We start from the raw sequence: 14,073 nt of genomic DNA on the forward strand, positions 1-14,073 counted from the left end.
ACCCTACAGGTTGCCGCAAATCGTGGCAATTGCGCGTCTGTTGCAACGTGCACCGGTTATGGCAGGAGCTTTTTCAGATCCTCCAGCGCAACCGGTCGACTGTGCAGATAACCCTGATACAAATGGCAGCCCAAACCCTGCAGGAACGCCAGTTGTTCGCGGGTCTCCACACCTTCGGCAATCACCTCCAGCTCCAGACTGCGCGCCATGGCGACAATCGCGCGAATGATCTCGGCGTCGTTGGGGTCAGTGGTTGCATCACGAATAAACGACTGATCGATTTTCAGCGTGTCCACCGGTAGCCGCTTGAGGTAAGTCAGCGACGAATAGCCGGTGCCGAAGTCATCCATGGCGAAACTCACACCGAGCTTTTTCAGCCGGCGCATTTTGCTGATGGTGTCTTCCAGGTTCTGGATGACGATGCCTTCGGTGATTTCCAGTTTCAGCAGCGAGCAGGGCAGACCGTGGCTGGTCATGCTGTGCTCGATGCGCTCGACAAAATCGTTCTGGCGGAACTGTCGCGGGCTGATGTTCACGCACAGGCTGAACTTGAGCGGGTCGACCAGTTTCAGTGCGATCAGTTGTTTGAAGGCATTGCAGGCCTCGTCGAGGATCCACGTGCCGACCTCGAGAATCAGGCCGCTGTCTTCCAGTACCTTGATGAACTCGGTAGGCGACTGCGCGCCCAGTTCCGGGTGATTCCAGCGCACCAGGGCTTCGGCGCCGATGATGCGGTCGTCGCGGGCATCGACCTGCGGCTGAAAATGCACATTGAATTCCCCGCGCGACAGCGCCAGGCGCAAGTCGGTCTCCATGCGCAGCCGTTCGCTGGCCGCTTTCTGCATGGTGTTGTGGTACATCTGCGTGGTGTTGCGTCCGGAGTCCTTGGCCCGGTACAGGGCAATGTCGGCGCGTTTGAGCAAGTCGGTCGGCGTCGAGCCGTGATCGGGGATCAGCGCCACGCCAATGCTCGGCGTCACCTGCAAGCGTTGGCCGTCGAGGAACATCGGTTCCGACAACAATTCGCGCAGAGTGTCGGCCAGATTGCGCACTTGTGTGCTGACGTCGTTACGCGAACCTTCGAGGCCGCTGAGCAATACCACGAACTCGTCGCCACCGAGCCGCGCGACCGTGTCTTCCATGCGCACGCTGGCTTCGAGCCGCGCGGTGATGATCTTCAGCACCGTGTCGCCGACCGGGTGGCCGAGCGAATCGTTGATGTGCTTGAAGTGATCGAGGTCGAGAAACAGCAAGGCACCGCGCAGGTTGTGGCGCTTGAGCAGGGCGATCTGCTGGCTCAGGCGATCCATCAGCAAGGCGCGGTTGGGCAGGTTGGTCAGCGGGTCGTGATAAGCCAGATGACGAATCTGCGCTTCGGCATTTTTCAGCAGGCTGACGTCGCGCGCGGTCAGCAACAGGCACGCGGTTTCATTGAGGGTGATTGGTTCGATCGAAACCTCCACCGTCAGCAACTCGCCGCGCTTGTTGCGGCCGAGCATTTCCTGATGGTGCACACGGCCCTTGATCTGCAGCTCGGCGAGTAATGCCGAGCGCTGCTTTTCTTCGGCCCAGATACCCACCTGATACACCGTTTTGCCCACCACTTCTTCGGCGCGATAGCCGGTGAGCCGGCAGAAACCGTCGTTGACCTCCAGATAACGCCCGGTGTCGCGCTCGGTGATGGTGATCGCGTCGGGGCTGGAGTGGAACGCTTTGGCGAATTTCTCTTCGCTGGCTTTCAGCGCCGCTTCCGAGCGCTGCTGCTGGGTAATGTCGCGCAGGGTCGTAACGATGCACGGCTGATCGCCGACGCTGATCTGCCGGCTGGAAATCACACAGGTCAGCGACTGGCCGTCCTTGTGTTGCACGATGATCGCGACGTTGCTCAAACCCTGTTCGCGGATCACCCGCTCGATGCGCTGCAGGCTTTTCGCCGAGGCGTCCCACAGGCCGATTTCTTCGGCGGTGTGGCCAATGACGTCGGTGGCGCTCCAGCCGAAGGTCTGGGTAAAGCTGTTATTGATTTCGATGAACTCGCCACTGTCCTGGCGGGTGACGCAGATCGGGTCGGGGCTGACCTGGAACAGCGTGGCGAATTTCTCTTCCGAGGCCACCAGCCGCTGCTCGCGCTCGACCTGATCGGTGATGTCGAGCAGCGTGCCGGCCATGCGCAGCGGCGCGCCGTTGTCGTCACGATAGAGGCGCGCGCGACTTTCCAGATAGCGCGAGCTGCCGTCCGGCAGTTGCACGCGATAGGTCAGTTGGTAATTGCCTGCCGGGCCTTCGCGCAGGCTGCGGTAGGCGTCGCGCATGCTGTCGCGCTCTTCGCCGGGCACGCCTTCGAAAAACTCTTCGAACGACTCATGGAACGGTTTCGGCTCCAGGCCGTGCAATTGCGCGGCGCGGGCCGAGCCGTAGAGCATGCCGCTGGGAATGTGCCAGTCCCAGGTGCCGAGTTGCGCGGAGTCCAGCGCCAGGTCGAGGCGTTCCTGGCTGTCCTTCAAAGCGTGTTCGGCGGCTTTGCGTTCGGTGGTGTCGAGGAAGGTGCTGAGCAGATACGGCTGGCCTTCAAGTTCGACTTTCTGCGCACTGAGAATGCCATCGTGAACTTGCCCGTTGCTGGCGCGAAACTGCACCTCCATGCTGATCAGTTCGCCCTTGGTGTTGGTCTTCTTGACCAGTTCGGCGCGCTGCTCGGGGTGCACCCACAGGCCCAGTTCCAGCGTGGTGCGGCCAATAGCGCTTTGTACCGGCCAGCCGAACAGGCTTTCGAAATACTGATTGGCCTCGCTGATCAGGCCGTCTTCCTGGCGGGTCAGCAGGACCATGTTCGGGCACAGGTGAAAAAGTGTCGCGAAACGTTTCTCCGAGCTGCTCAGCGCCTGTTCGCGTTGACGCTGGTGGGTGATTTCACGAATCACCCCGATCATTCGGGGGCGGCCGTGTTTATCCGGCAGCAGGCTGCCGCTGATTTCCAGCCAGTGCAGGCTGCCGTCAGGCCAGCGGATGCGGTGGTGCATCGCTTGTTCCAGCGGTGCACCGGCAATTACCGCGTGGAAGGCGCGAACGGTTTTCGCCCGGTCTTCCGGCGGCAACAGGTCGAGGTATTCCAGATCTTCGGGCAACGGTTGCCGAGGATCGAAGCCGAACAATGCCTGCGTACCGCGCGACCAGCTGATCTGCCCGCGCTCGATGTCCCAATACCAGGCGCCGAGCCGCGCGCCGTTGAGCGCCGCCAGCAATTGCGGCGCGCTTTCCCAGCTCTGCTCGGAATGACGCGGGTCAATCGCCTGAATACGCGGCATCGGCGGAATTCGGTCAACAGATTTCGGCATTGTGGACAGGCCTTGAGCTGATGGTGGCGTTAGGCACAGGAGCAGCGGCTCTATAGGAGTAGCACAAGTTGGCCTCAAGTCTCTGGCAGATCGATTTGTGCGTCGAGCAGTGCCATAAAGGCTTTTGCCGCATTCGATAGCGTCCGTTCGGTGTGCAGGATATAGCCTAGCTGGCGAGTGAGCTGTATGCCCGGTAAAGCGATGCTCGCCACCTGCTCATCGAGCATGGTGCGCGGCAAAACGCTCCAGGCCAGGCCAATCGAGACCATCATCTTGATGGTTTCCAGGTAGTTGGTGCTCATGGCGATGTTCGGCGTCAGGCCCTGAGCCTCGAATAACCGTTGGACAATATGGTGGGTAAAGGTGTTGCCACCGGGGAAAACCGCCGGATGACCGGCAATGTCCGCCAGGCTGACGGCGCCGTTATTGATCAGCGAATGCTCCGGGGCGACCACAAAGTCCAGCGGGTCGTCCCACACCGGCGTGGCTTTGACCAGTGCGTGCGGCTCCGGCGCGAGGGTGATGACCGCCAGTTCGGCGCGGCCATGGAGAATTTCCTCGTAGGCCACTTCCGAATCGAGGAACTGAATATCCAGCGCCACCTGTGGGTAACGGCGGGTGAATTCCCTCAATAGAGGCGGCAAACGGTGCAAACCGATGTGGTGACTGGTGGCGAGGGTCAGGCGACCGCTGACTTCGCCGGTCAGGTTAGTCAGCGCGCGGCGGGTGTCATCCAGCACGTTGAGAATCTGATAAGCCCGGGGCAACAGGGCGCGGCCGGCCTCGGTCAGGCCGACTTCACGGCCCAGCCGATCAAACAGGCGCACCTTCAATTGCTGCTCCAGCCCGGCGATGCGTTTGCTGATCGCCGGCTGCGTCAGGTGCAGGCGTTCGCCGGCGCCGGAGAAGCTGCCGGTTTCGGCAATTGCGATAAAAGCGTTGAGGTTGGCCAGATCCATGTTCGTATTCCAGTTGGTTATCCAAAGCATAAAAAATATGAATTTGAGTTATTTAATCTAACCCCATAGGATCGGCCTCACAAGCCAAAGGGTTATTGATAAGCCCAGGGCATAGAAACAAGCTGATGAGGAACCGTCTGATGGCCGGCAAAACGCTCTACGACAAGCTCTGGGATTCGCATTTGGTCAAGCAGCGCGACGATGGCTCGGCGCTGATCTATATCGATCGTCACATCATTCACGAAGTGACCTCGCCGCAAGCCTTCGAAGGCCTGCGTCTGGCCGGGCGCAAGCCTTGGCGCATCGATGCCAATATCGCAACCCCGGACCACAACGTACCGACGACCCCGGAGCGCAAGGGTGGCATCGAAGCCATTGCCGATCAGGTCTCGCGCTTGCAGGTTCAGACCCTTGATGACAACTGTGATGAATACGGCATCGTCGAGTTCAAGATGAACGACGTCCGCCAAGGCATCGTCCACGTCATCAGCCCGGAGCAGGGTGCAACCTTGCCGGGCATGACCGTGGTCTGCGGCGACTCGCACACCTCGACCCACGGCGCATTCGGCGCTCTGGCGCACGGTATCGGCACTTCCGAGGTCGAGCACGTGCTCGCCACCCAGTGCCTCGTTGCGAAGAAAATGAAGAACATGCTGGTGCGCGTTGAAGGGCAATTGCCTTTCGGCGTGACCGCCAAGGACATCGTCCTCGCAGTGATCGGCAAGATCGGCACCGCCGGCGGTAACGGCCATGCCATCGAATTCGCTGGCAGCGCGATCCGCGATTTGTCCGTTGAAGGCCGCATGACCATCTGCAACATGTCTATCGAAGCCGGCGCCCGCGTCGGTCTGGTGGCTGCGGATCAGAAGACGGTCGACTACGTGAAGGGTCGTCCGTTTGCACCGAAAGGCGCCGAATGGGACATGGCCGTCGAAGCCTGGAAAGACCTGGTCTCCGACGCCGATGCCAAATTCGACACCGTGGTTGAACTCGACGCCGCGCAGATCAAGCCGCAAGTCAGCTGGGGCACTTCGCCTGAGATGGTTTTGGCCGTTGATCAGAACGTGCCGGATCCGGCCAAAGAGATGGATCTGGTCAAACGCGACTCGATCGTCCGCGCCTTGAAATACATGGGTTTGACCGCCAATCAGGCGATCACCGACATTCAGCTGGATCGTGTATTCATCGGTTCCTGCACCAACTCGCGGATTGAAGACTTGCGCGCTGCGGCGGTGATCGCCAAGGGCCGCAAAGTCGCTTCGACCATCAAGCAAGCGATCGTGGTGCCGGGCTCGGGTCTGGTCAAGGCTCAGGCAGAAGCCGAAGGTCTCGACAAGATTTTCCTCGAAGCCGGTTTCGAATGGCGTGAGCCGGGTTGCTCGATGTGCCTGGCGATGAACCCGGACCGTTTGGAGTCCGGCGAGCATTGCGCCTCGACCTCCAACCGTAACTTCGAAGGCCGTCAGGGCGCCGGTGGCCGTACCCACCTCGTCAGCCCGGCCATGGCGGCTGCGGCAGCGGTGAACGGTCGTTTCATCGACGTTCGTGAATTGATTTAAAGGAGCGCAGCATGAAAGCTTTTACCCAGCACACTGGTCTTGTCGCGCCTTTGGATCGTGCCAACGTCGACACTGACCAAATCATTCCGAAACAGTTTTTGAAGTCGATCAAGCGCACCGGTTTCGGCCCGAACCTGTTCGACGAGTGGCGTTACCTCGATGTCGGCCAGCCGTATCAGGACAACTCCAAACGTCCGCTGAACAAGGACTTCGTCCTCAACGCCGAGCGTTACCAAGGCGCCAGCGTGTTGCTGGCCCGCGAGAACTTCGGTTGCGGCTCCAGCCGTGAACACGCGCCGTGGGCCCTGGAAGAATACGGTTTCCGCAGCATCATCGCGCCGAGCTACGCCGATATCTTCTTCAACAACAGCTTCAAGAACGGCTTGTTGCCGATCATCTTGAGCGACGCTGAAGTCGATGAATTGTTTAAGCAGGTTGAGGCTGAGCCGGGTTATCAATTGCAGGTCGATCTGCAGGCGCAGACCGTCACCCGTCCGGATGGCAAGGTGTACAGCTTTGAGATTGATGCGTTCCGTAAGCACTGCCTGTTGAATGGTCTGGACGATATTGGTCTGACCTTGCAGGACGGTGATGCGATTGCGACGTTTGAGGCCAAGCACCGTGTGAGCCAGCCGTGGTTGTTTCGCGACGCATAATTTGCGTATGGCGAATGGCGCCATCGCGAGCAGGCTCACTCCTACATTTGAAATGCGTTCCCCTGTAGGAGTGAGCCTGCTCGCGATGAGGCCCTCAAAAGCACCACAAGACTCACCCTAAAAAGGAAGTCCCCAATGACCAGCACCGCCCAGCACACCCAGGTCGTACAAAAGCAATTCGGTGAACAGGCCGCTGCCTACCTGAGCAGCGCCGTTCACGCTCAAGGCACCGAATTCGCACTGCTACAGGCTGAGCTGGCCGGGCAGGGCGAGGCCCGGGTGCTGGACTTGGGTTGCGGCGCCGGTCACGTCAGTTTTCACATCGCGCCGCTGGTCAGGGAAGTGGTCGCCTACGACCTGTCGCAGCAGATGCTTGATGTGGTCGCCGCCGCGGCCGTTGATCGCGGTTTCACCAACATTGCCACGGTCAACGGCGCCGCCGAGCGTCTGCCGTTTGCCGATGGCGAGTTCGACTTCGTGTTCAGCCGTTATTCGGCGCATCACTGGAGCGATCTCGGCGTGGCCCTGCGCGAGGTGCGTCGGGTGCTGAAGCCGGGCGGTGTGGCGGCGTTCGTTGATGTGTTGTCACCGGGCAGTCCGTTGTTCGACACTTACCTGCAAAGCGTCGAAGTGCTGCGCGACACCAGCCATGTGCGCGATTATTCCGCCGCTGAATGGCTGCGGCAGGTCAGCGAGGCCGGTTTGCACGTGCGCAGTACCACGCGTCAGCGCCTGCGTCTGGAGTACACCAGCTGGGTTGAGCGCATGCGTACGCCTGAAGTGATGCGCGCAGCGATCCGCCAGTTGCAGCAGTCGATGGGCAACGAAGTGCGCGAATATTTTGAGATTGATGCCGATGGTTCGTTCAGTACAGATGTCATCGTGCTGATGGCCGAGCGATAAGAATTTTTCCGGGCGTGCCGGTAAAGGCGCACCGACTGAAGACACGAGGAAAGCATGAGCAAGCAGATTCTGATTCTCCCAGGTGACGGTATTGGTCCGGAAATCATGGCCGAAGCGGTCAAGGTGCTGGAGCTGGCCAACGACAAGTACAGCCTGGGCTTCGAGCTGAGCCATGACGTGATCGGTGGCGCCGCCATCGACAAGCACGGCGTGCCGCTGGCCGACGAAACCCTGGACCGCGCTCGTGCTGCCGACGCTGTGCTGTTGGGCGCCGTTGGCGGCCCGAAATGGGACACCATAGAACGTGACATCCGCCCTGAGCGCGGCCTGCTGAAAATCCGTGCGCAACTGGGTCTGTTCGGCAACCTGCGTCCGGCGATCCTGTACCCGCAACTGGCCGATGCTTCGAGCCTGAAGCCGGAAATCGTTGCCGGTCTGGACATCCTCATCGTTCGTGAGCTGACCGGTGGCATCTACTTCGGCGCGCCACGCGGCACCCGTACTCTGGAAAACGGCGAGCGTCAGTCCTACGACACGCTGCCGTACAGCGAAAGCGAAATCCGCCGCATCGCCCGTGTCGGTTTCGACATGGCCATGGTTCGCGGCAAGAAGCTCTGCTCGGTGGACAAGGCCAACGTGCTGGCCTCCAGCCAACTGTGGCGTGAAGTGGTCGAGCAAGTGGCCAAGGATTACCCGGAAGTCGAACTGAGCCACATGTACGTCGACAACGCCGCCATGCAACTGGTGCGCGCACCGAAGCAGTTCGACGTGATCGTCACCGACAATATGTTCGGCGACATCCTGTCCGACGAAGCGTCGATGCTTACCGGTTCCATCGGCATGCTGCCGTCGGCCTCGCTGGACTCCAACAACAAGGGCATGTACGAGCCTTGCCACGGTTCCGCTCCGGACATCGCCGGTAAAGGCATTGCCAACCCGTTGGCGACCATTCTGTCGGTGTCGATGATGTTGCGTTACAGCTTCAATCTGCATGACGCGGCCGATGCCATCGAGAAAGCCGTGAGCGTGGTGCTGGATCAAGGCCTGCGCACTGGCGACATCTATTCGGCCGGTTGCACCAAAGTCGGTACGCAGGAAATGGGCGACGCAGTAGTCGCCGCGCTGCGGAATCTGTAATCTCTCGGGCCCGCTGCGAAATTCAATACAAAGCAGCGGCCCACTTTTCAAGAAGGTGTAGTTGCGATGAAACGTGTAGGTCTGATCGGTTGGCGCGGGATGGTCGGTTCCGTGCTCATGCAGCGGATGCTGGAAGAGCAGGATTTCGATCTAATCGAGCCGGTGTTTTTCACCACGTCCAACGTCGGTGGCCAAGGCCCGTCCGTGGGCAAGGACATTGCTCCGCTCAAGGATGCTTACAGCATTGACGAGCTGAAGACCCTCGACGTGATTCTGACCTGCCAGGGCGGCGACTACACCAGCGAAGTGTTCCCGAAGCTGCGCGAAGCCGGCTGGCAGGGTTACTGGATCGACGCGGCCTCGAGCCTGCGCATGAACGATGACGCGGTGATCATTCTTGATCCGGTCAACCGCAAGGTCATCGACCAGCAACTCGACGCGGGCACCAAGAACTACATCGGCGGCAACTGCACCGTCAGCTTGATGCTGATGGGCCTGGGTGGTCTGTTCGAGGCCGGTCTGGTCGAGTGGATGAGCGCCATGACCTATCAGGCGGCCTCCGGTGCCGGCGCGCAGAACATGCGTGAACTGATCAAGCAAATGGGCGCGACCCACGCCGCGGTCGCCGATCAACTGGCCGATCCGGCCAGCGCGATCCTCGACATCGACCGTCGCGTGGCCGACGCCATGCGCAGCGAAGCGTACCCGACCGAAAACTTCGGCGTACCTTTGGCCGGCAGCCTGATCCCGTGGATCGACAAGGAACTGCCGAACGGCCAGAGCCGCGAAGAGTGGAAAGCTCAGGCCGAGACCAACAAGATCCTCGGTCGCTTCAAGAGCCCGATCCCGGTCGACGGCATCTGCGTGCGCATCGGCGCCATGCGTTGCCACAGCCAGGCGCTGACCATCAAGCTGAACAAAGACGTGCCGATCGCCGACATCGAAGGGCTGATCAGCCAGCACAACCCTTGGGTCAAACTGGTGCCGAACCAGCGCGAAATCAGCATGCAGGAGCTGAGCCCGACCAAGGTCACCGGCACCCTGAATGTTCCGGTGGGTCGTCTGCGCAAGCTGAACATGGGTTCGCAATTCGTCGGTGCCTTCACCGTCGGCGACCAACTGCTGTGGGGCGCGGCCGAACCGCTGCGTCGCATGCTGCGGATTTTGCTTGAGCGTTGATCGTTTGAAGCAATGAAAGAACCCGTGCCTTGTGAGAGGTGCGGGTTTTTTTATGCTTTGGATTTCTCGGTTGCCTGGTCTGGCCCCTTCGCGAGCAGGCTCGCTCCCACAGGGGGAATGCATTTCAAATGTGGGAGCGAGCCTGCTCGCGAAGAGGCCGGTGCAGCCGCCCCAAATCCCGGACAGAAATTGCCTGTGCGCCAGTCACCCGGTAAAGTGCCGCTCCCCCCGTTTCGCCAGAGGCTCGCACCATGACCCAGACCCTAGATATTGCCGTGATCGGCGCCACCGGTACTGTCGGCGAAACCCTCGTACAGATTCTCGAAGAACGCGACTTCCCGGTCGGCAACCTGCATCTGCTGGCCAGCAGCGAATCTGCCGGCAGCTCGGTGCTGTTCCGCAACAAGAACGTGCGCGTTCGCGAAGTCGACGAGTTCGATTTCAGCAAGGTCAAACTGGTGTTCTTCGCTGCTGGCCCGGCGATCACTTTGAGCTACGCTGCGCGCGCTCATGCCGCCGGTTGCTCGCTGATCGACCTGTCCGGCGCCTTGCCGGCCGATCAGGCGCCGCAAGTGGTGCCGGAAGCCAATGCCAAAGTGCTCGCCGCTTTGAAAGCACCGTTCCAGGTCAGCAGCCCAAGTCCGTCGGCTACTTCGCTGGCCGTGGTATTGGTGCCGCTGCTCGATCTCATTGACCTGCAATATGTCAACGTCACCGCCAATCTGGCTGTTTCCGCGCAGGGTCGTGAAGCCGTGACCGAGCTGGCGCGGCAGACCGCCGAGCTGTTGAACATGCGCCCATTGGAGCCGACTTTCTTCGACCGGCAGATGGCCTTCAACCTGCTGGCCCAGGTCGGCACGCCTGACGCGCAGGGCCACACGCTGCTGGAAAAACGCCTGGTGCGCGAGTTGCGTCAGGTGCTGGCCAAGCCTTTATTAAAGATTTCCGCAACTTGCGTTCAAGCCCCGGTGTTTTTTGGCGATAGCTTTAGCGTGACCTTGCAGTCAACGTCGGCTGTCGACCTGGCAAAAGTCAACGCTGCACTCGAAGATGCGCCGGGTATCGAGTTGGTCGAGGCCGGCGATTATCCGACAGCGGTCGGTGACGCGGTGGGGCAGGACGTTGTCTATGTCGGTCGCGTGCGCAGCGGTGTCGACGACCCGGCGGAACTAAATCTGTGGCTGACGTCAGATAACGTACGCAAAGGCGCGGCCCTTAACGCTGTGCAGGTGGCTGAGTTGTTGATAAAAGACCTGCTGTAAAAGATACTTGGCAACAATTTGTCGACTGATTCTAGGTGAGCGCTATGCTTGCCCAGATTGCTTGATAACGTGTCACCCTCCGGGACATTCCGGGGCATCAAAGAAATGATCGCGCGCGACATCTGTCGTCGTCGCGCGCAATGCCTTACGGCAGCGGTATTCAACATCTTCTCGCTGGCCGAGGAACGTTCAAACAAAGGATGAGGCTATGGTTCAAGTTCGCAAACTGGTGTTAGCAATAGCGGCCGCCTCGGCGCTGTCCTCCGGTATGGCGCATGCCCTCGGGCTCGGGGAGCTGACCCTGAAGTCGACCCTGAACCAGCCGCTGGTGGCCGAGATCGAGTTACTCGACGTCAAGGATCTCACCGCTGCCGAAGTGGTGCCGAGCCTGGCTTCCCCTGAAGATTTCACCAAGGCCGGCGTCGATCGTCAGGCCTTCCTCAATGACCTGACCTTCACTCCGGTACTCAACGCCAGTGGCAAAAGCGTGCTGCGCGTAACGTCGAGCAAGCCGCTGTCGGAGCCGATGGTCAAATTCCTCGTGCAGGTGATGTGGCCGAACGGCCGTTTGCTGCGCGATTACAGTGTGCTGCTGGATCCATCGAAGTTCTCGCCAGAGACCGCTGACGCCGCCGCACAACCGGCGCCGTCGCAGACCATCACCGCACCGACCACTGGCGCCACGCACCCGACGCAATACACCACCACGCCGCGCGATACCCTCTGGGAAATCGCCGCGAAGGCGCGCAACGGTGGTTCGGTGCAGCAGACCATGCTGGCGATTCAAGCGTTGAACCCTGATGCGTTCATCGGCGGCAACATCAACCGTTTGAAAACTGGCCAGGTATTGCGCCTGCCGGATGCGGTGCAGAGCACGGCGTTGCCACAGTCCAAGGCCATTGCCGAAGTCGCGGCGCAGAACGAGGCCTGGCGCTCGGGCCGTCGTTATGTGGCGAAGCCGGGCACCGGTCAGCAGCAACTCGATGCGACCAACCGTGGTCGTGGCAATACCGGTGCAGCACAGAACGCCCAGGACAATCTGAGTCTGGTCTCCGCTGAAAGCGCCAAGGCGCGCGGTAAAGGCCCGGCGGGTGACGCCAAGGCGCTGAGTAACAAGCTTGCGGTCACTCAGGAAAGCCTCGACACGACCCGTCGTGATAACGAGGAACTGAAAAGCCGCATGTCCGATCTGCAAAGCCAGATGGACAAGCTGCAAAAACTGATCGAGCTGAAAAACAATCAACTGGCGAAACTGCAGGCTGAAGGGGCGGGCGCTGCGCCAGGCGCCAACGCAGCTGCACCGACGGTGCCTGCAATCACGGCTGAACTGGCCGCCACGCCGCCAGCCACTCCGGCAGAAGCGGCGCCGACGCCAGAGTCTGCCATTGCGCCGCCGGCTGAAACACCAGTCGTCGAGCCAGTGGTCGCGCCGAAGCAGCCTGTCGATGAAGAGAAAACCTTCAATGAGCTGCTGACCAACCCGATTCTGCTGGGGCTTATCGGTGGCGGTGCGGTGGTTCTGCTGCTCCTGCTGTTGCTGCTGGCACGTCGTCGCAAAGCTCAGCAGGAAGCCGAGAAACATCTGCGCATGGCCCGCGCCCTGTCAGAAGAGCAAGAGTTCTCCGCCGAGCAGGATCTGCCGGAAAGCAGCTTCGAAGGTCTGGAAACCCCGGCGGCGAGCGTCAAGCTCAACACCCCGGCGCCTGCTCCTGCTCCAGTCGTGGCTCCGGTAGTGGCGCCGATCGTGATGGCTGAGCCGATCGCCGCGCCGCTGGTGGCACCGGCCGCCGAACGTTCCGATGACGTGCTCGACAAGGCGCAATCGCACATCAACGCCGGTCGCCTGAATCAGGCTGCCGCGTTGCTGGAAGAGGGCGTCAGCCTGGAGCCGCAGCGCAGTGATCTGCGTCTGAAGCTGATGGAAGTCTACGGTCAGCAGGGCGATCGCGATGCGTTCGTCGGTCAAGAGCGTCAGTTGGTGGCCAATGGCGACAACTTCGCCAAGGTCGAAGAGCTGAAAAGCCGCTTCCCGGCCATGGCCGTGGTCGCGGCTTCGGGTCTGGCCGCTGCTGCGGTGGCCGCCGAACTGGACGCGCAATACGTCAAGGATCTGCTGCTGGACGAGCCAGAAGCACCTGCGCCAGCGCCAGCTGAAGATGACCTGGACAGCGCGTTTGATCTGAGCCTGGACGATCTCGATAACATCACCCCGGTAGAGCCTGCGCCCGTGGTTGAGCCGGAAGCGCCGGTCGAGCTGGACGAATTCCCGTCCGACGATGACCTGAGCTTCGAATCGGTGCTGCAACAGCAGACCGATATCAAAGAGAATCTGGATGACCTGTCGGACTTCGACCTTGATCTGGACCTCGGTGCCGAGCCGGCGGCTCCGGCAGTTGACCTGGCGGACGATGACTTCCTGCTGGATCTGGACGAAGGCGTGAAGGATCTGCCGCCGGTCGAGGCACCGGTGGTGGCTGACGTGCCACAGGATGATCTGGAGCTGCCGGCCGATTTCGATCTGTCGCTGGCCGACGAAATGGACAGCAATCCTGCGGCCGAACCTGATGCGTTCGCTACCGAACTGGATGATGTCAACGCCGAGCTGGATCGCCTGTCGCAAAGCATGGCCGAGCCGACCTTCACCGAAGCCGATGCCATGAAGGGGGATGATCTTGGCGAAGACGATTTCGACTTCCTCGCCGGCACCGATGAAGCGGCGACCAAACTCGATCTGGCTCAGGCCTATATCGACATGGGCGACAGCGACGGTGCGCGCGACATCCTCAACGAAGTGTTGACCGAGGGTGACGAGAAACAGCGTGGCGAGGCCAAGGACATGCTTTCGAGCTTGTAGTAAGTCCAGCGGTAAACGAAAGCGGCAGCCCATTGAGGCTGCCGTTTTTGTTTGGGCCGGATTCAGTGGTGTCTGAAGGATTGCTATCGCGAGCAGGCTCGCTCCCACCTTTGGAATGCGTTCCCCTGTAGGAGTGAGCCTGCTCGCGACAGGGCCAGAACTGCCAATAGAGAGTTCTGGCATCCCTGAACCACAGCCTTATAATGCCCGCCTTTGCACAAACAGCAGG

General features: G+C 60.6%; 9 protein-coding genes. 7 read left to right on the forward strand and 2 right to left on the reverse strand.

Translation table 11 applies throughout. From position 1 onward, the window contains the following. Positions 1-56 precede the first annotated feature (56 nt). Both AB4N44_RS27150 and AB4N44_RS27155 read right to left on the reverse strand, forming a co-directional pair. Positions 57-3,335, reverse strand: coding sequence for a sensor domain-containing protein (locus AB4N44_RS27150; RefSeq protein ID WP_460111319.1), 3,279 nt, complete (start codon positions 3,333-3,335; stop codon positions 57-59). A gap of 74 nt (positions 3,336-3,409) precedes the next feature. Beyond that, positions 3,410-4,294 carry a LysR family transcriptional regulator gene (locus AB4N44_RS27155; RefSeq protein ID WP_460111318.1) on the reverse strand — a complete coding sequence of 295 codons (885 nt, stop codon included), beginning with the start codon at positions 4,292-4,294 and terminating at the stop codon, positions 3,410-3,412. Positions 4,295-4,434: 140 nt separating this feature from the next. Here AB4N44_RS27155 and leuC point away from each other — a divergent pair, with 140 nt between their 5' ends. The 7 genes from leuC to AB4N44_RS27190 all read left to right on the forward strand — a co-directional run bounded on the left by leuC (position 4,435) and on the right by AB4N44_RS27190 (position 13,844). Continuing rightward, the gene (leuC, locus tag AB4N44_RS27160) at positions 4,435-5,853 is read left to right on the forward strand and encodes a 3-isopropylmalate dehydratase large subunit (RefSeq protein WP_016984527.1); all 1,419 of its coding nucleotides are present in this window, start codon (positions 4,435-4,437) and stop codon (positions 5,851-5,853) included. Between the two features lie 11 nt (positions 5,854-5,864). Next, complete coding sequence (gene leuD / locus AB4N44_RS27165) at positions 5,865-6,509, forward strand: 3-isopropylmalate dehydratase small subunit (protein WP_007913445.1); 645 nt, start codon at positions 5,865-5,867, stop codon at positions 6,507-6,509. A gap of 135 nt (positions 6,510-6,644) precedes the next feature. Continuing rightward, positions 6,645-7,412, forward strand: a complete 768-nt coding sequence (locus AB4N44_RS27170; RefSeq protein WP_460111315.1) for a class I SAM-dependent methyltransferase — start codon at positions 6,645-6,647, stop codon at positions 7,410-7,412. Between the two features lie 54 nt (positions 7,413-7,466). After that, positions 7,467-8,549 (forward strand): 3-isopropylmalate dehydrogenase, encoded by a 1,083-nt coding sequence (gene leuB / locus AB4N44_RS27175; RefSeq protein ID WP_003226430.1) that lies wholly within the window; start codon positions 7,467-7,469, stop codon positions 8,547-8,549. A gap of 66 nt (positions 8,550-8,615) precedes the next feature. Beyond that, positions 8,616-9,728, forward strand: coding sequence for an aspartate-semialdehyde dehydrogenase (gene asd / locus AB4N44_RS27180; protein ID WP_007913448.1), 1,113 nt, complete (start codon positions 8,616-8,618; stop codon positions 9,726-9,728). A 251-nt stretch (positions 9,729-9,979) separates the two neighbouring features. Then, a complete protein-coding gene (locus AB4N44_RS27185; protein WP_460111314.1) occupies positions 9,980-10,990 on the forward strand; it encodes an aspartate-semialdehyde dehydrogenase in 1,011 nt (336 codons plus the stop codon). A gap of 208 nt (positions 10,991-11,198) precedes the next feature. Then, positions 11,199-13,844 (forward strand): FimV/HubP family polar landmark protein, encoded by a 2,646-nt coding sequence (locus tag AB4N44_RS27190; RefSeq protein WP_460111312.1) that lies wholly within the window; start codon positions 11,199-11,201, stop codon positions 13,842-13,844. Positions 13,845-14,073 lie beyond the last annotated feature (229 nt).

This window comes from Pseudomonas sp. S3_C06, from assembly GCF_054667675.1.